The following is a 20,375-nucleotide window of genomic DNA, read 5'->3' as shown; positions in this document are numbered from 1 at the left end:
AGAAAGTGGCATCGTTACGCGATATACAAACACGTATTACATCGACAAAAAAGACGAGTCAGATTACGAAAGCCATGCAAATGGTATCTGCTTCTAAATTAAGCCGTGCAGAATCGAATGCAAAGTCATTCGTTCCTTACATGGACAAAATTCAAGAAGTAGTAGCGTCAATTGCCCTCGGCAGTAAAGATGTAAGACATCCGATGCTCGTCTCCCGCCCCGTTAAAAAAACCGGGTACCTTGTGATTACATCGGACCGCGGTTTGGCGGGAGCCTATAATAGCAGCATTTTACGTTCAGTTTATAAAAAAATTCAAGAACGTCATACGTCAAAAGATGAGTATGTAGTCATTGCGCTTGGACGCGTTGGCCGGGATTTTTTCCGCATACGCGGCATTGAAGCCATTGAAAGTACTATAGGTCTTCCAGATCAGCCATCTTTTGCAGATGTAAAAGAGATTGTACGTAAAACCGTCGATTTGTTTTCTGAAGGTATGTATGATGAGCTTTACATGTATTACAGCCATTTCGTCAATGCTATTCAGCAGGACGTAACGGAGAAAAAGGTCTTGCCTTTGACTGATATTCAATCATCTGGCGGCCGTCTTTCTTCATATGAATTTGAACCGTCTCCAGAAGAAATTCTTGAAGTCTTGCTTCCGCAATATGCAGAAAGCTTGATCTACGGAGCCCTTCTTGATGGGAAAGCGAGTGAGCACGCTGCGCGTATGACAGCTATGCAAAATGCAACGGATAACGCGAAAGAGCTTATCCGCTCGTTAACACTTCAATACAACCGTGCGCGCCAGGCAGCAATCACGCAAGAAATTACGGAGATTGTTGGCGGAGCAGCAGCACTCGAATAGAAGAAAAGGGTGGGTAGGCTTTGTCCTGCTCACTATATATTTAGTAAAACAGGAGGGAAAAAGATGAACAGAGGACGCGTTCTTCAAGTCATGGGTCCGGTCGTTGACGTTAAGTTTGAAAACGGTCAACTTCCTGCCATTTATAACGCCTTGAAAGTGCAAATCGGCGCTGAAGCGGGTGAAAAAGCTTCTGAACTGACGCTAGAAGTAGCAACGCACCTTGGCGATGATTCCATCCGCGCAATCGCGATGGCATCAACAGATGGCCTTCAACGTAACCAGGAAGTAATTGATACAGGCAGAGCGATTTCCGTGCCGGTTGGTGACCTTACACTCGGCCGCGTATTTAACGTATTAGGTGAGACAATCGACTTAGCAGAACCAATTGAGGCGGATGTACGCCGCGACGCGATTCACCGTCTGGCACCTACGTTTGACCAGCTTTCAACAGAAACTGAAATTTTGGAAACAGGTATTAAAGTTGTTGACCTTCTTGCCCCTTACATTAAAGGTGGTAAAATTGGTCTCTTCGGTGGTGCCGGCGTAGGTAAAACAGTATTAATTCAAGAATTGATCAACAACATCGCACAAGAACACGGTGGTATTTCCGTATTTGCAGGTGTTGGTGAGCGTACTCGTGAAGGAAATGACCTTTTCTACGAGATGAGCGATTCTGGTGTTATTGCGAAAACAGCGATGGTGTTCGGTCAAATGAATGAGCCGCCAGGTGCGCGTATGCGCGTTGCCTTGACAGGTTTGACAATGGCTGAATATTTCCGTGATGATCAAGGACAAGACGTATTGTTCTTTATCGATAATATTTTCCGTTTCACGCAAGCAGGTTCTGAAGTATCTGCCCTTCTTGGCCGTCTGCCATCAGCGGTAGGTTATCAGCCGACACTTGCAACAGAAATGGGTCAGCTTCAAGAACGTATCACGTCGACTAATGTTGGTTCTGTAACATCTATCCAAGCAATTTATGTCCCAGCCGATGATTACACGGATCCAGCACCAGCGACAACATTCGCCCATTTGGATGCGACAACAAACCTTGAGCGTAAACTTTCTGAAATGGGTATTTACCCGGCAGTTGATCCGCTTGCGTCTACATCACGTGCCCTTTCTCCTGAAATCGTAGGTGAAGAGCATTACAGTATTGCGCGTGCGGTTCAGCAAACATTGCAACGTTACAGAGAATTGCAAGATATTATTGCGATCTTAGGTATGGATGAATTGAGTGAGGATGACAAACTGACTGTATCACGCGCACGCCGCATTCAGTTCTTCCTGTCACAAAACTTCCACGTTGCTGAGCAGTTCACAGGTCAAAAAGGATCTTACGTACCTGTTCAAGAGACAGTACGTGGATTCAAAGAAATTCTCGACGGCAAACACGATAATCTTCCTGAAGATGCATTCCGTCTTGTCGGTGGCATTGATGAAGTTGTTGCAAAAGCACAAGAGCTGAGTGCAAAAGCTTAATATAGGGATCAGGAGGTTTAGCTATGAAGACATTTAACGTCAATATCGTCACTCCTGACGGCCCGGTAGTGGATACGAACGTAGAACTCCTTAGCGCGAAAGCTCAAAGCGGCGAGCTCGGCATCATGGCCGGCCACGTGCCGCTGGTCGCTCCCTTACAAATCGGAGCTGTCCGCCTTGTTTTGGGCGACAAAAAATCCGAATTGGTCGCTGTCAGCGGTGGCTTTCTCGAAGTTCGTTCTGATCAGGTAACGATATTAGCGCAAGCTGCTGAAAAAGCGGAAAACATTGATATTGCCCGTGCAAAAGAAGCCAAAATGCGTGCAGAACGCTTTTTGCAGGACAAACAGGATCAAGTCGATTTGAAACGAGCCGAACTTGCATTGAAACGAGCGACTAACCGTCTTAATGTGTACGAAGGCAAACTATAAGAAAAGATAAGCTGTCCATCGTTCTGGCGATTGGGCAGCTTTTTTTATCGCAGATTAACTTGTAAGAAAAGGAGGAAGTACGATGCTTGAATCGTTTGGACAGGAAGCGCTTATTAGCATGATTATGAGCTTATTTTTCATCGGTCTGTCTTTCTGGGCACTGCAGGCGATCCGCTTTGAAAAGTTACTTCGTAAAAACCAGATGGCACGGGCGCGTCTTCTTTATTTATTGCTTGCGACGACAATTGGTTCGACCGTTAGCAATTTCTTTCTTGACTATTTTATATGGTCCCGTCAGCTGCCGCTTTTATTACCATAAAAAATCAATATGTGAATGTACTTGCCTTTTTGGGAAAAATTATATAAGTTTAAGTGAGAAGAGTTTGTGAAAGATCATTCATTTTGGTTTGCCATGCATTTATATGGGAAAATAAAAAAAGGATGGTTTACTTAAACAGCTTCACAAATTATCTACAATTTGTGCTTAATTTCACTTGTGAATAACCGGAATAGGATGGTAAACTTGAATAAGTTTTGTCGAAATGATTTGCAAAGACATTGGAAAGAGACTGGAACGTCAGTCCATTGATTTGAATATGTATAATAGAAAAGAGCGCGGAGGGGAACAGTTTGGACAAAATTATCGTCCGCGGCGGCCGTCAATTGAACGGTTCCGTCAAAGTTGAAGGTGCAAAAAATTCGGTGCTACCTGTACTTGCAGCAACGATGTTGGCTAAAGAAGGAAAATGCGTCATTCGTGACGTGCCCACTTTATCCGATGTATATACAATTAACGAAGTGTTGCGCCACTTAAATTGCGAAGTAACATTTGAAAACAATACAGTGACAATCGATGCTACGAAACAACTTTTAATTGAAGCGCCATTTGAATATGTTCGAAAAATGCGCGCGTCTGTCCTTGTGATGGGCGCACTATTAGCCCGCAACGGAAAAGCACGTGTAGCTTTACCGGGCGGTTGTGCAATTGGTTCGCGTCCCATTGATCAACATTTAAAAGGGTTTGAAGCGATGGGTGCGGAAGTCCGTGTTGAAAATGGATTTATTGAAGCGGAAACAGATGGACGTCTCAAAGGGGCGAAAATTTATTTGGATTTCCCAAGCGTTGGAGCGACTGAAAACATTATGACAGCTGCTGCTCTTGCAGAAGGCACAACCATCCTTGAAAATGCCGCAAAAGAGCCGGAAATCGTTGACCTTGCCATCCTTATTAACAAAATGGGCGGCAAAGTTGTCGGTGCCGGAACGGAAACGATTCGTATTGAAGGTGTGGAAACACTTCAAGGTACGGATCACGTTATTATTCCTGATCGTATTGAAGCAGGTACATTTATGACAGCTGCAGCGATTACAGGTGGAAACGTACTAGTTGAAGGTGCAGTGGCTGAGCACATGTCTTCATTGATTGCAAAGATGCGCGAAATGGGCGTTCAAATTATTGAAGAAGACAATGGTGTTCGTGTTATTGGACCGGAAAAAATGAAGTCTGTCGACATTAAAACAATGCCGCACCCTGGCTTCCCGACTGACATGCAATCACAAATGATGGCACTTATGTTGAAAGCAGAAGGAACAGGAGTCATTACAGAAACGGTTTTTGAAAATCGGTTCATGCACGTCGAAGAATTTCGTCGCATGAACGCAAATGCAAAAATTGAAGGCCGTTCTGTTATTATTGACGGACCATCTGACTTACAGGGAGCGGAAGTCGCTGCAACTGATTTGCGTGCAGCAGCAGCACTTATCATTGCTGGTCTTGTGTCAGATGGGTATACACGTGTAACCGAGCTGAAACACCTTGACCGTGGATATGTGAATTTCCATGGCAAGCTAGCTTCACTTGGCGCCGATATTGAACGTATATCGGAAGCAGTTGATACGCCGATCCCGGTGGAAAACTGAATTTATCTTTATTTCTATTTTTGTTTGAAGAAGCCGTCTGTTCACGCAGGCGGTTTTTTGTGTGTAGTCATAATTAGTATAGTCATGCATATCCCTTTTTATACAGCAAGGAGGGATTTTGTTTTGAAAAAAGCGCTCTATCTTTTTCTTTTTATTCTTATTGCTACGATCGCGATTCCAGCTGTCGGTCTTTTTTTAACGGAAGAAAAAACAATTCAACAAAAAGAAGAACCGTCACCGTCAGTGGACGTTGTACGTTCTGATTCGCAGGAAACAGAATCTGTTCTTCTGGAAGACTATGTGGTTGGTGTTGTCGCTGCTGAAATGCCGGCAACATTTGAAAAAGAAGCGTTAAAAGCACAGGCTGTCGCAGCTAGAACTTTTATGTTGACGCAGACGCTGGCCGGCCTTAAAGTAACCGATACAGTTAACGATCAAGTATTTAAAGATGAAGAAGAATTAAAAGAAACATGGGGAACACAATTTGAAGAAAACAAACAAAAGATAGAAGAGGCGGCGAAAGAAACAGAAGGAGAAGTACTTGTTTATAACGGTGAACCGATTACTGCTGCTTTTTTTTCATCAGGCAATGGAAAAACGGAAAATGCTGAAGAATATTGGCAATCACCACTTCCATATTTGATTAGTGTTGAAAGTCCATGGGATGAGGCGGCACCAAATTTTGAGCAGGACGTCGTTATTCCGCGAGCCGAAGTGGAAGACAAACTAGGTGTCTCACTGCCGAAATCGGGTGAGGTGGGTACTGTTACTGCTCGTACGGCAGGCGGACGCGTCGGGGAAATCCAGATTGGCGGAAAAAGCTTTACTGGACGTGAAATGAGGGAGACACTTGAACTGCCATCAGCCGATTTTCAAATGTTTGTTAAAGGAGAAAACGTTGTAATGACGACGAAAGGATATGGACATGGCATCGGCATGAGTCAGTACGGGGCAAATGGTATGGCAAAAGAAGGGAAAAAATATACTGATATTATGACACACTATTATCCAGGTACTTCTATTGAATCTGTAGACAATTTTTTTAAAAAATAAAAAACACGTCCGCTGCCTCTATTGCGGACGTGCCCATTCACTGAATACGGCCATCCAGCGGCCGATACGTGAATTTTTTTCGAAATACATATATTTAACGATTGTGAAGGCAATAAATATGCCGGTTACATCTTTAATCGCATCAATTAATGTAGCCGAACGATACGGGATAAATGCCTGATGGATTTCATCCGCCAGCCCGTAAAACGAAGCAAACATCGCAGCAGCCAAACTAATAAACGGTGTCAATTTCCCATTCGCTAAAAATGCATAAATAATCAGTACGTATAAAATCGCAAACTCGACAAGATGAAGAGATTCTTTTAAAAAATGGTCCACTGTATTATTCGGCAAATCCATAATCGTATCATGTGGAAGACCTGACATGACCCAGATAGTCATCATGTAAACGACAGGTGCCGCAATTGATAATAATCGAATTATTTTTTTCACTTCGACACCCCGCTCATTAGTTAATATTATATTGATTTTACCATTTCATCGCAGTGCATTCTCTTTTGTTTGTGGCGTTTTTTTTACAGATTTCCCCCAATGAGAAGGCCTACTGCTTTAGGCGGGCTGAAAGTAAGGCCGAACCAGGCGTGTTTTATCACACGTGAATGGTTCGACCTTTTTTATGGTGAAGAGCGTATTTTTCGTGAAAAGAACATATATTCTTATATAATAATCTTATAAAAGGAGAAAGGAGACCAAACATGTTTGTCACGAGTTCCTTTCAAATTCCCTATGATCAACACCTAAAAGAAATATTGTGCCTCATATGTATAAAAAATCCCAAGCGCGTCTACAATGCGTGATGAGGTGATGAATATGAATGAGGGCGGCAAAAAACCACTCCCCCCAAAATTGAAAGACTTTTTTAAGAAAAGACGAGCACTACCAGCAATCTATCTCGCTTGCGCCATTTTACTTATTTCCAGTCTTATGATGTATGAAGTGATGAATGGTGAAAAGGATGAAGTATCTGTCACAAATTCAGCACCTGCTTCAAAAGAATTTGATGACTCAACGATCAGTGTAAATGGTGAGAAGGGCCCCGAGGAAAAAATGAGTAAGCCATCTGAAGCAGACGTTACGGTTAAAACGTCATTTTATGATGAAAAAGCAACAGAAGGTGACCAACAAAAAGCGCTCGTTGTCTTTAACGACACGTATTATGAAAGCTCAGGTGTTGATTACGCACTAGAAAACGGCAAAAAATTTGACGTCATTGCACCGCTGTCTGGCAAAGTTACTGATGTAAGGGAAGACGCATTTTTAGGGAATTATATTGAGATTGATCATGGAAAAGGTGTTGTGACGACATTCCAGTCCATAGCAGATATTCAAGTGAAATCAGGAGACAAAGTGAGTCAGGGTGATAAAATCGGGAAATCTGGCAGAAGTTTAATGAATGAATCGGCAGGCGTCCACGTCCATTTTGAAGTTAAACAGAATGGCGAGACGCTCAACCCCGATTCATTATATGGAAAAGCGGTCTCCCAATGGAAATAACCGTTCATATTTCCTGGGAAATGAGCATATGGTAGAAAAAAGGAACGGGGCTTCTAAAAATGAGACCGCCCCGAAATAATGAATAACGATGCCTACTTGCTCATATCAACAGAAGATACGTCTCATTTCGCCCGTCCCGGTTCCGGTGAGGGAGGCGTGCATGTGCGCGATTACATCAAAGAAAGAGCGCTTAATATCGGAGAGTACATCGTTGATACAAACAAAACAGTCCGCGATATCGCAAAAGAATTCGGTATCTCAAAAAGCACAGTCCATAAAGACTTAACCGAGCGGCTGCCGGGCCTCAGTCCAGAACTCTCAGCCCGCGTCGAACATATTTTACACTACCATAAATCGATCCGGCATTTACGCGGTGGAGAAGCAACAAAAGAAAAGTGGAAGACACTTGATCATCGGTGAAACGTAGTACATGAACAGCTGAATTAGTTGTTTCTTTGCCTTTTGAGATGGGCAGACAACGACTACGAATCGGGTAGCGTCTGGAACCGGACGAAAGAAAAATAGTCATCCGTAAATTGAATTTTCCATCCCGCCACATAAAGGCGGGATTTTTCTATTTTGTGGGAAAATATGTAGATTTATATTGGTATGAATCTCTCGTATTTTCCGAATGTTCCTCGATGATTTCATCCATTCTTACGTGTTTATATGGTAAAATAAAACCTTGAAATAAAACACCTATAAGAAAATAGATAGAGAAAACTCAGGAGGAAATAGATCATGTTATCTAAAGATATTGGAATTGATCTCGGGACAGCAAACGTACTTATTCATGTAAAAGGACGGGGCATTGTGCTAAATGAACCATCTGTCGTTGCCCTTGATCGCAATACAAATAGAGTACTCGCTGTGGGAGAAGAGGCGTATCAAATGGTCGGCCGGACGCCAGGACATATTGTAGCAATTCGTCCGCTGCGTGATGGCGTTATCGCCGACTTTGATGTAACTGAATCCATGTTGAAACACTTTATTGACAAATTGAATGTAAAAAGCTTGTTGTCCAAGCCGCGTATTTTAATTTGCTGCCCGACACAAATTACAGCAGTCGAACAAAAAGCTATTCGTGAAGCAGCAGAAAAAAGTGGCGGGAAAACGATTTATCTTGAGGAAGAACCGAAAGTGGCTGCGGTTGGCGCTGGCATGGAAATTTTTGAACCGAGCGGTAATATGGTCATTGACATCGGAGGCGGCACAACGGATGTAGCCGTCTTATCACTCGGTGCGATCGTGACAGCAGAATCTATTAAAGTAGCCGGTAACGCATTTGATGCTGATATTATGAGCTATGTGAAAAAACAATATAAACTGTTGATCGGTGAGCGCACAGCAGAAGCGATCAAAGTAAATATTGGCACGGTCTTTCCGGAAACGCGCAATGAAGAAATGGAAATCCGCGGACGTGACATTATGACAGGACTTCCACGTGTTTTAACGGTAAGCTCTGCTGAAATTGAAGGGGCACTTCGCGAGTCGGTTATGCAAATTGTCCAAGCATCAAAAAATGTCCTCGAAAAAACACCGCCTGAGCTGTCGGCTGACATTATCGATCGGGGTGCTATGTTGACGGGTGGAGGAGCTTTGCTGCATGGTATGGACCAACTCCTGATGAACGAACTGAAAGTACCTGTATTTGTCGCTGAAAACCCGATGGACTGTGTCGCAGTCGGCACCGGTATCATGCTGGACAATATGGACCGTCTTTCTTCCAAAAAACGACGTAAATAGTGAAACAGGGCCATTCAAGATATAAAGATGGCCCTGTTTAATTTGTCTCATTCTGCATTATTTTCTATTAATTACAGCTTTATGTATTGTATAATGTAGTCAGTGTCTACCGCTTGAAAATGAGGTGAAACAGTTGTTTAAAGGTTTTTACACAGCCGCTTCAGGGATGATTGCGCAACAACGGCGCACAGAAATTTTAACAAACAACATGTCGAACGTGAATACACCGGGCTACAAAGCAGATCAGACAAGCATGCGTGCTTTTCCAGAAATGCTTTTAAAGCGTATTGATGAAACGTCCATTCCGGTTGAAAATAAATTGAACCTTCCGTTTGAACCGGTTGTGGGTACATTAAACACAGGCGTTTACTTACAAGAAACGATCCCAAATTTTCGCCAAGGTGACATACGTGAAACGGGACTTTCTACAGACCTTGCTTTGCAGGGAGAGTCGGTCTTTTTCACCGTTCAAAATACAGTAAATGAAACGCGCTACACGCGCAATGGGAACTTTACACTTGATCCGGAAGGCTATTTAACAACGGCTTCCGGTCTTTACGTTCAAGACATAGAAGGCGAACGTATTCAGTTGACTACAGATCAATTCATGGTAGATGGCGAAGGTCGCATCACAGAAAATGGTACAGACATCGGCCAGATAGGTGTTGCCTATGCAGAAGATCCGAATGCGCTCATAAAAGAAGGGGATGGCTTGTACCGGATAGATGGTCCAGCGCTTCCAACGGCGTTCGGTGCGGACGGAGCCGTTTTTTCCGTTCAGCAATCTTTTCTAGAGGGGTCAACGACGGATACGGCCCGTACAATGACCGACATGTTAACGGCATACCGCGCGTTTGAAGCTAATCAAAAAGTGCTGACGGCGTATGACCGCAGCATGGAAAAAGCCGCCAACGAAATCGGCAGAGTGACGTAAGGAGATAAATAACATGAACAGAACGATGATCAATGCTGTTAACACGTTGTCACAGCTTCAAAAAAAAATGGACGTCACGAGCAATAATGTAGCGAATGTGAATACAGTCGGCTATAAACGGAGCGACGCCACATTCGCTGATCTCGTTCATCAGCAGACGGTTAACATGTATCGTGAAAATGAAGATATTGGTCGACAGACACCCTATGGTATCCGCCTCGGTACAGGCGCAATGATGGCGCAGGCACAAATGGTCGGGACACAAGGCGCTTTTGGACAAACTGGAAGAACACTTGATTTTGCACTGTCTAAACCAAATCAATTTTTCAAAGTACTCGTTCAAAATGAAGAGGGTACTGGACGTGTTCATTATACGCGTGACGGCTCCTTCTCGCTCACACCGTCTGGCGGTGAAAATGTTATGCTCGTTACGTCAGAAGGCTATCCGGTATTGGATGAACTTAATAATCCGATTATCATGAGACCTGAGGATATGACTGTGCGGGCAGGCGGATTATTGGGTATCATACAGGTGGATAAACTGCAATTTTTAGAGCGTGCATCTAACAACTTGCTTGTACTTCCGGAAGATCCAGCTGTGGAAGAAGGACAAGTATTACGTAATCTTACTGGAGCGGAGCGGGAAGATGCTGGTATTCAAAATGGTATGCTCGAGCAGTCAAACGTTGATTTTTCAAAAGAAATGAGTGATCTTATGGTCACACAGCGGTCTTATCAATTTCAATCAAAAGCGATTTCAATCGCAGACCAAATGCTGGGCTTAATTAATGGGGTCAGATAGAGGGGAAGGATAAATTAGTGACTGTACAAAGGAAGCGGAAAAAAGAAACCCGCCTCACCCCCCTCGGGAGATTCATGTTAGCATTGTTTACCATGGTCATCACAGCTATCATAGGTGCGCTGATCGGCTATAGCATTATCGGCACCGGTGATCCGATCGAGGTGTTTATGCCTAACACGTGGATTCATTTATCCGACGTTATCGTTAGAAGTCTCTTTTAAAAGGTGGGTGTAAAAATGGATATTCGTGAAATTAAAGAAATAATTCCGCACCGTTACCCGTTTCTTCTTGTCGATCGTATTGTCGAAGTAGAAGATGGAAAGCGGGCGGTAGGCTTGAAAAATGTAACAGCAAATGAAGAATTTTTTAACGGACATTTTCCTAACTATCCGGTTATGCCGGGCGTTTTAATCGTCGAAGCGCTTGCACAGGTAGGTGCTGTCGCGATGCTGAAAAAGGAAGAAAACAAAGGCCGCCTTGCATTTTTTGCAGGCATTGATAACTGCCGTTTTAAGCGCCAAGTTGTCCCTGGCGATCAACTGCGCCTTGAAGTTGAAATGACCCGCCTGCGCGGCTCAATCGGCAAAGCAAAAGCAATAGCTTCTGTTGAAGGTGAGCTTGTCTGCGAAGCGGAATTAATGTTTGCGCTAGAATAGAAACAACAAACAATCTCCATCGATTATCGGTGGAGATTGTTTGTTTATTGACCGTTTAAAATGGATCCCCTATCCGATGGTTATACAAATACGTCCAAATCTTTACAAAGACGAAACATCCTTTTTACAAAATTTATGATTAGTCTTCTGATAAACAGGAAACAATATAATCAGTAAGAGCAAAAAATCGTAATTGGTGAAAGGGGATATTCTACAAATGAATGCTACATTTTTGAAATTAGCAGGTGGAACTATGCTTGCTGCGATGCTTCTTGCTGGATGCGGAGGAAACAAGGAACCGGTTGAAGATCCAGCAGTGGAAGATGATGTACAAGACGACGTACAGGATGATGTACAAGACGACGTACAAGATGATGATGCCATTATGGATGATGCCAATGAAGGCGAGGGTGACGTTCAGCTGGAAGAAAACGATGAATCCAAAGACATAAACACTGATAATGATATGGATCCAGCTACAGATGAAAATACACCTGAAGAAGATATCATTGAAGACGAAACAGATATGAAAGATGCAGATAATAAAGACCGCTAATAAAGTGAAACTTCATTTATTGGGAGCTTACTACCCGTTAATGCGGGATAAACAAAGCATCGCGTCGGATCAAAAACCGGCCGATGCTTTTTTAAAAGGATAAAAATTTTGTCACCAATTCGAAAGTATGATAAGGTATAAGAGTTATTATTTTCGAAGAGTCAATGATGCCATTTCTAGGAGGTACCTATTGGCAATGTCAATGTTAAACAGTTTATCACATGGTGTAAAAATTAGTATTACTAGGTCGATTAATACTGCTTTTGAACAATATATGGCGAAAATTATGTGGGATGAAGAAAGCTATGACCCGCAAGATTTTATAAAAGAGTGGCGTCACTATATTCAGCATAAAGCATCCTGGTACAACCAGATCGATGAAGAGTTGAAAACGGATCCATCTTTTCATGAAGAACTGGCCCAAAAAATCAATGAAGTCGTTGAGAAAACTTTTGCAGAAGAGCCAACAGCAGATCAGATTCAAACGGTCGATGCCCTTCAAGAAGAACTCGGCACTAATTATGATTATTCCTGCAAAGCAGAAGCACGTTTTTTTATCGATTTTTTAAAAAACTCGATAAAAAAAAAGTCGAACAGCTAAGTCCTGCGGATGAACCGGAGCTTGCGTTGGCTTCACTTCTGTACTATCAGGTATATGATACGGAATTGCCGGCGCAATCTTATACGAAACAGGACATTCACTATATTATTCAATTGTTGCAGCAAACCATCCAAACCGGTCATGATGGTCTACAATCAGCGACTATTCATTGATTAGAGACAGACGCTTCCTTGTAAAAAGGAAGCGCTTTTTTCATTTTTCCGGAATTTCGGGCCGTTTCCGGATCGTATCTGTAAACGTATTTAGCAGTTCTTCTCCTTCAAGTCCTTGTTTCAAAAGTGAATCGAGTACCTGTTTGGTATAATGATTCCGTCTTTGACGGAGCTGTGCATCAAAAAGGACACTGATTCCATGATCAAGCTTTTGAATACCGCGCATTGAAACGGAAAAAATGGCTGGATCATTCCCTGTGTGAGTAATTGTAATACGGGCAGTTAAACTCGATATATGATGAAAACGGCGAATGGACAATTCTTCGCTTTCATCTAGAAATAATTCAATAAGCCACGATTGTTTTTCATCTTCGCGATTAATAATTAAGCCATCTTTCAACGGGATTTTATGCGAAATTTCTTCTTTTTCCAAAAAAAATTCAGCAACCTTGAACGTTTTCATATCAATGGTTCCCCCTTCTTGAAAGCGTTTTATATATTAAGTGTACTATAAAATTGTTAAATATCATTTTATTAACAAATAATAGGTGATTATTCGACGAATTAGGACAAGAATAAACAAAATTAGATTTATTTCGACAAACACATGGCCTGTCTGACGGGAAAAAATCAGTAAAGGGTGATTTGCTCTTTTGTTCCTCAATTTTTATGATGTAGTCAATAAGCAGAAAGGAGGAATTAATCTGATTAACCAAGTGACACTCGTAGGCAGGCTGACGAAAAACCCAGAATTAAAGTATACCAGTGATGGACGGCCGCTCGTGCAAACAACGATCGCCGTCAGCCGACCGTATCGGAATGCGCAAGGGGAAACAGATACAGATTTTATTTACTGTACGATTTGGAACCGTATTGCTGAAAACACAGCAAAATATTGCGAGAAAGGTTCGCTCATTGCAGTGCTCGGGACGATTCAGACGAGAACCTATAAAGATAACACCGATAAAACGGTGTATGTCACAGAAGTACTCGCTCATACGGTTCGTTTTCTTAGTAAAAAGCAGTCGGAAGTGAAAGAACCCGCTCCCGCTGCATTAGACATGATCCAGACTGTTCCGCTCATTTAAAAGCGAAAAGGAGTTGTTTGTCACAGGATGGAATGTGTCATGGAAGATATGATTTTTCAACTTGGTAAATCCTTGACGGTCATTCGTCAGCTAGAAGAACGGATTGAAAAGTTAGAAAAGAAACGAGTACAGTCACAGTAACCGGGGGTGACCGGTTACTAGAAAAGAGTCGTTTGACCCCCTTTTATCCGCGAAATGGTGCCAGCCGCCGCTCCGTCTGTCGCCCCTCTGGCATTCAGACGGAGCTATTTTTATCAATCGAGTTTAAATAGCTCGCTGAGTGCGTGATTATCAAGATTTGCGATGAATGTACCACTTTGAATAATTTCGCTGCTTGCCGCCTGTTTGGATTCAATCATCGCATCAATTTTCTCTTCAATCGTTCCGGTTGTAATAAATTTATGGACGTGAACGAATCGGCTTTGTCCAATTCGATAAGCTCGGTCCGTCGCCTGATTTTCCACCGCTGGATTCCACCAGCGATCGTAATGAATGACATGATTGGCAGCGGTCAAATTAAGCCCTGTACCGCCCGCTTTTAAAGACAAAAGGAAAAACGGAAACTCCCCATCTTGAAAACGCTCCACAAGTTTATCACGTTCCTGCTTCGGTGTAGCTCCATTTAAAAATGGCACATCGATCCCGAACGTATCTGTAATTTCACGCTGAATCATATTACCCATACCAATGTATTGTGTGAAAATTAAACAGGCTTCCCCATGCTCGTAAATATTCGCAGCAAGCTCCATTAATTTATCCATTTTTGCCGAACGGCCACGTACATCGTCAGGCATCTCTTCTTTTAAATAGAGAGCAGGATGACTGCAGAGCTGCTTTAGTTCATTTAAAAGGCGGAGAATGAGACCACGCCGTTGAAATGCAGAAAGCTGCCCGATTTGCTCCATCGTATCGCGTACCGTTTGCTCATAAAGCGCCGCCTGTTCTTTTGACAGCGAACAATACTCTTTTTGCTCCACTTTGTCGGGAAGGCCCAGTGCTGCTTCGGGATCCGTTTTCGTCCGGCGCAATAAAAATGGCCGTATTTTCGATTGCAAAGCCGTTACACGATCAACATCATGATCTTTTTCAATCGGTATCATATAGTTTTTCTGAAACTGTGTAAGTGTACCGAGCCAACCGCGATTTGTAAAATCAAAAATCGTCCACAGTTCGGACAATCGGTTTTCCATGGGCGTCCCAGTCAGAGCAATAAAATGACGGCTGTTTAACTTTCGAACTGCACGCGACTGCTTCGTTCCGGCATTTTTAATGTTTTGTGCTTCATCAAGTGCAGCTGTGCTCCATTCCACTTTTTCAAGCGTTTCAAAATCAGAATGAACGAGCCCGTATGTCGTCAGAACTACATCGGCTTTTGCGATTTCTTTTAAAAGCGCTTCGCCGCGCGGACGGTCTTTCCCATAATAAAGCATGACAGATAGATCTGGTGCAAAAGATGCCAGTTCACGCTGCCAGTTGCCAAGCACTGATGTCGGACAAATAATCAATGCCGGCGTTTCGGGGCGTTCTTTTTTCTCAACGTGCAGCAAATAGGCGATTAATTGTATGGTTTTACCGAGTCCCATATCATCAGCTAGGCAAGCACCAAATCCGCATTCTCGCAAAAATAACAGCCAGCTCATGCCGATTTGCTGATATGGACGAAGCTCTCCGTGCAGTGTAGAAGGCGCAGGCTGGAGCGGAATGTCTGTAGCGCTTTTTAGTCTTTCGATCATTGCCTGTAAAGACCGATTTAAGCGAATATGAACACGTGCTGCATCTTCTGTATCCGAAAACTCCTGATTCAACACGTCAACAATGGTAACCCCTTCCTGTTTTGCCTTATCCATTAACGCTTTAATTTTGCTGATCACAGCAGGATCAAGGTGCACCCAACGACCGTTTGCTTTAATAAGCCGGCGTTCGCCGCTTGCGAGCTGCATAAACTCTTCTTCGCTCATTTCCACGCCGCCGAGTGCTACTTTAAAATCAAACTCTAAAATGGCATTCATGCCGACGAATGATTGTTTAGTCGACTCGCGTACATCAGCGGCTACTGAGACAGCTGCCGAACGAACAGACTCCCACCATGGCGGAAGTAGCACTGGAATGCCGAGAGCCGTTAACTTTTCACCGCTTCCGGTTAAAAATGTAATGGCTTCGGCTTCAGACAGTGATTTCTTTAACGAACCGTTTTCGTTCAGTTCGGGAAATAGTTGAAGCCATCGCTGCAGTTCATTGTGCGCTTCCAATTCAAATGGCTCAGCCGATTTTGGAAGCTTTTTATTAAATAAGTATACTTTTTCAGATGGTTTATTCCGGATTAAAACTGCTTCGAGCCGCCACAATTCATCATCCGCATGCGGTTCAGATAAACGAAGACCTGGTTCATATGCGGCAAGGTCACTGCCCGCAAGATACGAGCGGAGCCGTTCTGGATCAAAGTAACGATTTAGTTCATCTGCTGTCAACTGATCGCCGAATGAGTTTGCAAGCACGGTCATGCCAGGGTGAGCTTGCGCCGCAATAAGAGGGAAGACTCGGTTAATAAATGCGAATCGACTTTCACTAAAAATGGGTTCTTCCCAGAATGAATCCGCAAACTCATTGTGCACATCGTCCGGTACCGGCCAATTAATTCCGTATTCTGTGAATTTAGGCATCGCTTCAAACACCGCTTCGTACAAAACAGGCGCACACGCTAAACTAAAATGGCCGGCTTCATCCCATTCAAAACGGGCAAACCGGTTAAAATGTTCCGCTTTAAACAAAGAAACCCATTCAAATGGTGTTAACCGAACAGATTTCCCGCCATTGATCTGGCTGTATGTGAGTTTCGTACCGTAAAAGCTTTCGCGGTGGCTGGCAAACAGTAGACGTGTCCATGACTCAGGGGGAAGCGGTTTACCGCTGTCATCTATCGCTAGTATGTGAAAATTCTCATTCTCATAGTGTGTCGCTAAATGAATTGTATCTAGTTTAATCATGTAACAGTCCACCTTTTTTGCATTCTTCTTGAAAAGCACGCAGCCGCTTCGTGTCATTTGCCAGCCAGTCAACCCAACGATCAAATTCGTCAGTGCGCTTTAATTTTTTGTACATTGTCCGCATTCGTTTACTGAATCTTACAGCCTGCCGGTACGCGTTTCGATTTCGCGCGGCAATAAGCGCGGCGATGCCATGATGGAGAAGCGGCAATGTCTCTTCCGGCGCTTCTTTGATCGCCGTTTTCAATCCTGCTCGGTCAAGATCAGGAAGCTCCGCATCAACGAGCAGCTGCAAATCGATCCATTCAGCATAATCACCGCGGTCCATTAGAAAGTAGCTGAGTGAGGCGTAGCTGAATGGCAATAAAGCGGTATATAGATCTTTAATGAGCGAAGGAGCGCGGACAGATAGGTCATCTTCATCGATTAAACGAATGAACTGGCGCACGAATAAACGACGACTGTACTCATCTTGAATGATTAAAATACCGTCACTGGCGAGAGCCGCTGATGCTTTTAATAGAGGAATCAATCGATCTGAACGTTTTGCATCTTGAAGCCAGTGAGTAAAATATAAGAAGAGTTCAGCCGGACCAGTGACAGCTACGTCTACAAATTTATCCATCTCGCCGAGCAAATACAGTTGATGCATGTGGGCGGCTGTCTGAATCGTTTTGCTGCCGGACACAGGAACAGTTCGTTCTAATTCTTCACGCCGCCAGTCCATTTTTGTGAATAGGGAGCCCCAAAGGAGACGGTACAGATCAAGACGTGCAGCGGGAAAATGCTCGTATGGAAAAGACAACAGTCTTCCGGTATCTGTTCGGATCAGGTCAATATATGGCTCGAAAGCAAATGGCATTGCGCCACCAGTCAGTTTCACTGCATCAAACGTTTCATCAGCTAAGTAAAACAGGATATCATATCCGGCGCGTTCTGCTATGTCATCGTCTAGTTCAGCTTCATCTAAACGTTCAGCCAAGCTAGAAAATGAATAAAAAGCCGCAAACATACGAAATAAAACTGCCCATTCTCGGTCAGCGGGTGCTTTTTTCAACAATGTCTTATACACATCTTTAGCAGCGTATTCAGTACTGTACGGCCGTTCTTTAATATCTTCAACTGTGAGCCGTTTATAAATGGCCGAGGTAATAGTTTCTTTCCATTGCTCTGGTGAAGGCCCGATCTCTTGCACAGGGCGTAAGTCAGATGCACGCATAACACCAGGAATGGAAAAAAGGTCCGCTCGATTAAAAGAAGATCGATCTGGAAAAAGCGTTTTCGCCTTCGTCAAAGTAGATGGCACCCTTTCAATTCTGTAAGATTTCTTCATTATAGCATGAATTGAACTACCCTCCACTTAACCCTCTTGCGAGTTGTTTGAAGTGGGGGATTCCTACGATCACCCGCGTATTCGCCGGTTATTTAGTAGGCGAGCCCCACAGTTCCTGCGGTTAGAAGTCGAATGGCTTCGTTTTGCTTGTTAAAAAAGCGATCAAACGAATCGGCAAGATGTTTTAAGGATGACTGCAAAGCGTGTGCGTCTACTTCTTTCAGCCAAGTTAATTCTTTCTTTAACTTAGGCAGTTGGGAAGAGCAAGCGCTATATGTTAAGCCTTTTCCTGTTCTCTCGTACGTTTCATTCCACAGGGAGAGGAAATGGTTAAAGACAAAGCAGGAGCAGCCAACGGTTTCCCCAATCAGCATTTCTTGTTCTTTATTTGGATATAAGCAAAACTTATAGGCTTTATGGATGACCATTCTTTTCACCTCATTCCTAAAAAACAAACATTTGTTCCTTTTGGATAATTATATCAAAAGCGCCATAAAAATCAAAGTCTTTTGCTTTGCAAAGCCGAAATTCACGCACTGCTTATCGTTGGGCTGTGCTCTTCACATGATTGAAGCAGGGGCACTCTTTCGGCAAAATCTGATAGGCCCGAATACGCAACGAAAAGGAACTATGTTCCTTTATTTCGTGATAATGACATGTGTTACAAAACTATTACATTTTTAGGGAAAATCTAACAAAATAGTAGTTTATTCGATAAATACAAAAAAAGAGAGGTGTTTAGATTAATATTTATATGCTAGACTAGAGTGGTAAATTTTAAGAAAGGAGGCAGAATGGTGAAAAAAAGGTTTTTCTTTGTCGTAATGGCATTTTTATTGACGGTTCCCCTATTCGGTTTTGGACAGAATGCTAGTGCAGCAGGCTTTGTCGACGTACCTAACCGTGCAGCGAAAGAAGTCAACTATCTGGCGGAAGGAGGAATTGCTAACGGATCGTCAGCGACTATTTTTGGCGCGGACAAAACGGTTACACGTATGGAAGCAGCGGCATTCATCGGACGTGCACTTCAGCTTGATGGCACGCAGCGTGTAACTAATTTTAAAGACGTCGGTTCTGGCAGTTTTGCATCAGGCTACATACAGTCTGCAGTTGAAAAAGGGATTCTCTCTGGCTACGAAGGTGGACGGTTTTTACCATATAATGAAGTATCACGCGGTGAAATGGCCGTAATGCTTTCAAAAGCATTTGATTATAAATTTGGCGGAACGTTATCCGGTGCTGCAAATGCATTAACATCACGTGGGATTGCGAGCGGTTTAGAAGATGGTTCCTTTGGCGCAGATCAGATCATTAAACGTGCTGACTTCGCGGTTTTCCTTGCCCGTGCGATTAATCCAGCGTTTCGCACAAAGGCGTTTTCAAGTTTTACAAAAACATTATGGACAAATGTCGGTGACTTAAATATCCGTTCAGGTCCATCTACATCATATGCTTCTGTAGGAAAGCTGGCGAAAGATATAAAAATTATTGGTGCGCATGAAATTGCGGGCTGGACGTATGTGAAATCTGGTAGCACAACTGGTTTTGTCAGTACATACTATCTTCGTAATACAGAACAGCAGACTGTAAAACCACCAATAGATAATCCGATTCAAGGAGCCGATTCACGTCTTTCCAGTCAAACGATCATTCTTGATCCAGGTCATGGCGGCACAGATCCAGGAGCGATTGGAAACGGGCTGAGAGAAAAAGATGTTGTGCTGAAAACGGGACTTCAAGTGAATAACTTATTGAAACAAACGCCATTTAATGTGAAAATGACTCGTTCTACTGATACGTTTATTCCATTGAAAGACCGGTCTACTTTTGCCAAAAACAATGGCGGTAATATTTTCGTCAGCATCCATGTGAATTCTGCATCAGCCAGTGCAAGTGGGACGGAAACGTATTATTATGCAGCAGGAAATCCGTATGTGGCAGACAGCAAATTGCTCGCGGCGAAAATTCAGGCACGAATGTTGGCCGCATGGAATTTAAATGATCGTGGAGTAAAACCAGGCGACTTATCTGTTCTTCGTGAAAATAATATGCCAGCAGCACTAGCCGAGCTTGGGTTCATTTCCAATGCAGGAGATGCAGCCAAAATGAAGTCGGATTATTCGATGAAGATCATGTCAAATGCGATTTACTACGGTATTTTGGACTATTATGATGCCAAAGGATATGAAGTATCACCGCTTTATGATGTTGCAAAATAGGTAAATATATAAATAG

Annotated in this window: 22 protein-coding genes and 1 pseudogene; 18 read left to right on the top strand and 5 right to left on the bottom strand. The window is 43.2% G+C overall.

Annotation, left to right across the window (positions count from 1 at the left end):
• Positions 1-5: 5 nt before the first annotated feature.
• From A3M5_RS0116275 to spoIID, 6 genes are all read left to right on the top strand, one after another.
• Positions 6-866 (top strand): F0F1 ATP synthase subunit gamma, encoded by an 861-nt coding sequence (locus tag A3M5_RS0116275; protein WP_018394851.1) that lies wholly within the window; start codon positions 6-8, stop codon positions 864-866.
• Between the two features lie 63 nt (positions 867-929).
• Positions 930-2,348, top strand: a complete 1,419-nt coding sequence (gene atpD / locus A3M5_RS0116270; RefSeq protein WP_018394850.1) for a F0F1 ATP synthase subunit beta — start codon at positions 930-932, stop codon at positions 2,346-2,348.
• Between the two features lie 23 nt (positions 2,349-2,371).
• Positions 2,372-2,779, top strand: a complete 408-nt coding sequence (locus tag A3M5_RS0116265) for a F0F1 ATP synthase subunit epsilon (RefSeq protein ID WP_018394849.1) — start codon at positions 2,372-2,374, stop codon at positions 2,777-2,779.
• 82 nt (positions 2,780-2,861) lie between these two features.
• Positions 2,862-3,098, top strand: a complete 237-nt coding sequence (locus A3M5_RS0116260) for a DUF1146 family protein (RefSeq protein WP_018394848.1) — start codon at positions 2,862-2,864, stop codon at positions 3,096-3,098.
• Positions 3,099-3,409: 311 nt separating this feature from the next.
• Positions 3,410-4,699: a UDP-N-acetylglucosamine 1-carboxyvinyltransferase gene (murA, locus tag A3M5_RS0116255; protein WP_018394847.1), complete on the top strand. Its 1,290-nt coding sequence runs from the start codon at positions 3,410-3,412 to the stop codon at positions 4,697-4,699.
• An 84-nt stretch (positions 4,700-4,783) separates the two neighbouring features.
• On the top strand, positions 4,784-5,752 hold the full coding sequence (spoIID, locus tag A3M5_RS0116250) for a stage II sporulation protein D (RefSeq protein ID WP_034298708.1): 969 nt from the start codon (positions 4,784-4,786) through the stop codon (positions 5,750-5,752).
• Between the two features lie 18 nt (positions 5,753-5,770).
• On the opposite strand, the gene A3M5_RS0116245 is transcribed toward spoIID, so the two are convergent.
• Positions 5,771-6,205, bottom strand: coding sequence for a VanZ family protein (locus A3M5_RS0116245; RefSeq protein ID WP_018394845.1), 435 nt, complete (start codon positions 6,203-6,205; stop codon positions 5,771-5,773).
• 372 nt (positions 6,206-6,577) lie between these two features.
• Between A3M5_RS0116245 and A3M5_RS23215 the strand changes: the two genes are divergently transcribed.
• From A3M5_RS23215 to A3M5_RS25535, 10 genes are all read left to right on the top strand, one after another.
• The gene (locus A3M5_RS23215; protein WP_157723768.1) at positions 6,578-7,267 is read left to right on the top strand and encodes a M23 family metallopeptidase; all 690 of its coding nucleotides are present in this window, start codon (positions 6,578-6,580) and stop codon (positions 7,265-7,267) included.
• A gap of 162 nt (positions 7,268-7,429) precedes the next feature.
• Positions 7,430-7,687 (top strand): sporulation transcriptional regulator SpoIIID, encoded by a 258-nt coding sequence (spoIIID, locus tag A3M5_RS0116235; RefSeq protein ID WP_026221770.1) that lies wholly within the window; start codon positions 7,430-7,432, stop codon positions 7,685-7,687.
• Positions 7,688-8,008: 321 nt separating this feature from the next.
• Entirely contained in the window at positions 8,009-9,013 is a 1,005-nt protein-coding gene (locus tag A3M5_RS0116230; protein WP_018394842.1) for a rod shape-determining protein, read from the top strand.
• A 133-nt stretch (positions 9,014-9,146) separates the two neighbouring features.
• Positions 9,147-9,947 (top strand): flagellar hook-basal body protein, encoded by an 801-nt coding sequence (locus A3M5_RS0116225; protein WP_018394841.1) that lies wholly within the window; start codon positions 9,147-9,149, stop codon positions 9,945-9,947.
• Positions 9,948-9,960: 13 nt separating this feature from the next.
• Positions 9,961-10,749 (top strand): flagellar hook-basal body protein, encoded by a 789-nt coding sequence (locus A3M5_RS0116220; RefSeq protein WP_018394840.1) that lies wholly within the window; start codon positions 9,961-9,963, stop codon positions 10,747-10,749.
• Positions 10,750-10,841: 92 nt separating this feature from the next.
• A complete protein-coding gene (locus A3M5_RS0116215; RefSeq protein ID WP_232454594.1) occupies positions 10,842-10,970 on the top strand; it encodes a DNA-directed RNA polymerase subunit beta in 129 nt (42 codons plus the stop codon).
• Between the two features lie 15 nt (positions 10,971-10,985).
• Positions 10,986-11,405, top strand: coding sequence for a 3-hydroxyacyl-ACP dehydratase FabZ (fabZ, locus tag A3M5_RS0116210; protein WP_018394838.1), 420 nt, complete (start codon positions 10,986-10,988; stop codon positions 11,403-11,405).
• Positions 11,406-11,622: 217 nt separating this feature from the next.
• Positions 11,623-11,961, top strand: coding sequence for a hypothetical protein (locus tag A3M5_RS0116205; RefSeq protein WP_018394837.1), 339 nt, complete (start codon positions 11,623-11,625; stop codon positions 11,959-11,961).
• Positions 11,962-12,163: 202 nt separating this feature from the next.
• Positions 12,164-12,562, top strand: a complete 399-nt coding sequence (locus A3M5_RS0116200; protein ID WP_034299480.1) for a hypothetical protein — start codon at positions 12,164-12,166, stop codon at positions 12,560-12,562.
• A gap of 26 nt (positions 12,563-12,588) precedes the next feature.
• On the top strand, positions 12,589-12,735 hold the full coding sequence (locus A3M5_RS25535) for a hypothetical protein (RefSeq protein WP_018394835.1): 147 nt from the start codon (positions 12,589-12,591) through the stop codon (positions 12,733-12,735).
• Between the two features lie 40 nt (positions 12,736-12,775).
• Here A3M5_RS25535 and A3M5_RS23210 read toward each other — a convergent pair whose 3' ends face one another.
• On the bottom strand, positions 12,776-13,198 hold the full coding sequence (locus A3M5_RS23210; RefSeq protein ID WP_018394834.1) for a YwpF family protein: 423 nt from the start codon (positions 13,196-13,198) through the stop codon (positions 12,776-12,778).
• A 241-nt stretch (positions 13,199-13,439) separates the two neighbouring features.
• Between A3M5_RS23210 and A3M5_RS0116190 the strand changes: the two genes are divergently transcribed.
• Positions 13,440-13,823 (top strand): single-stranded DNA-binding protein, encoded by a 384-nt coding sequence (locus A3M5_RS0116190; RefSeq protein ID WP_026221769.1) that lies wholly within the window; start codon positions 13,440-13,442, stop codon positions 13,821-13,823.
• A gap of 254 nt (positions 13,824-14,077) precedes the next feature.
• Here the strand turns inward: A3M5_RS0116190 and A3M5_RS0116180 are convergent, their stop codons facing one another.
• The 3 genes and pseudogenes from A3M5_RS0116180 to A3M5_RS0116170 all read right to left on the bottom strand — a co-directional run.
• On the bottom strand, positions 14,078-16,807 hold the full coding sequence (locus A3M5_RS0116180) for a DEAD/DEAH box helicase (protein ID WP_018394831.1): 2,730 nt from the start codon (positions 16,805-16,807) through the stop codon (positions 14,078-14,080).
• Positions 16,800-18,101, bottom strand: a complete 1,302-nt coding sequence (locus A3M5_RS0116175) for a hypothetical protein (RefSeq protein WP_026221768.1) — start codon at positions 18,099-18,101, stop codon at positions 16,800-16,802. The genes A3M5_RS0116180 and A3M5_RS0116175 overlap by 8 nt, the downstream gene beginning before the upstream one ends.
• 167 nt (positions 18,102-18,268) lie before the next feature.
• A pseudogene (locus A3M5_RS0116170) lies at positions 18,269-18,568 on the bottom strand (helix-turn-helix domain-containing protein); the annotation flags it as partial.
• A 366-nt stretch (positions 18,569-18,934) separates the two neighbouring features.
• On the opposite strand from A3M5_RS0116170, the gene A3M5_RS0116165 reads away from it, so the two are divergent.
• Complete coding sequence (locus A3M5_RS0116165) at positions 18,935-20,359, top strand: N-acetylmuramoyl-L-alanine amidase (RefSeq protein WP_018394828.1); 1,425 nt, start codon at positions 18,935-18,937, stop codon at positions 20,357-20,359.
• Positions 20,360-20,375: the final 16 nt, after the last annotated feature.

Origin of the sequence: Bacillus sp. 37MA, assembly GCF_000372765.1 — a bacterium.
Taxonomy (GTDB): domain Bacteria; phylum Bacillota; class Bacilli; order Bacillales; family Domibacillaceae; genus Domibacillus; species Domibacillus aminovorans.
This window is presented reverse-complemented; position numbering and strand designations above follow the sequence as displayed.

Excerpts from the sequence above, each read along its gene's own strand:
- atpD (WP_018394850.1), top strand. The coding sequence starts at position 930 with ATGAACAGAGGACGCGTTCTTCAAGTCATGGGTCCGGTCGTTGACGTT.
- A3M5_RS0116265 (WP_018394849.1), top strand. The coding sequence starts at position 2,372 with ATGAAGACATTTAACGTCAATATCGTCACTCCTGACGGCCCGGTAGTG.
- A3M5_RS0116260 (WP_018394848.1), top strand. The coding sequence starts at position 2,862 with ATGCTTGAATCGTTTGGACAGGAAGCGCTTATTAGCATGATTATGAGC.
- spoIID (WP_034298708.1), top strand. The coding sequence starts at position 4,784 with ATGCATATCCCTTTTTATACAGCAAGGAGGGATTTTGTTTTGAAAAAA.
- A3M5_RS23215 (WP_157723768.1), top strand. The coding sequence starts at position 6,578 with ATGAATATGAATGAGGGCGGCAAAAAACCACTCCCCCCAAAATTGAAA.
- A3M5_RS0116230 (WP_018394842.1), top strand. The coding sequence starts at position 8,009 with ATGTTATCTAAAGATATTGGAATTGATCTCGGGACAGCAAACGTACTT.
- A3M5_RS0116220 (WP_018394840.1), top strand. The coding sequence starts at position 9,961 with ATGAACAGAACGATGATCAATGCTGTTAACACGTTGTCACAGCTTCAA.
- A3M5_RS0116215 (WP_232454594.1), top strand. The coding sequence starts at position 10,842 with ATGGTCATCACAGCTATCATAGGTGCGCTGATCGGCTATAGCATTATC.
- fabZ (WP_018394838.1), top strand. The coding sequence starts at position 10,986 with ATGGATATTCGTGAAATTAAAGAAATAATTCCGCACCGTTACCCGTTT.
- A3M5_RS0116205 (WP_018394837.1), top strand. The coding sequence starts at position 11,623 with ATGAATGCTACATTTTTGAAATTAGCAGGTGGAACTATGCTTGCTGCG.
- A3M5_RS0116200 (WP_034299480.1), top strand. The coding sequence starts at position 12,164 with ATGTTAAACAGTTTATCACATGGTGTAAAAATTAGTATTACTAGGTCG.
- A3M5_RS23210 (WP_018394834.1), bottom strand. The coding sequence starts at position 13,198 with ATGAAAACGTTCAAGGTTGCTGAATTTTTTTTGGAAAAAGAAGAAATT.
- A3M5_RS0116180 (WP_018394831.1), bottom strand. The coding sequence starts at position 16,807 with ATGATTAAACTAGATACAATTCATTTAGCGACACACTATGAGAATGAG.
- A3M5_RS0116165 (WP_018394828.1), top strand. The coding sequence starts at position 18,935 with ATGGTGAAAAAAAGGTTTTTCTTTGTCGTAATGGCATTTTTATTGACG.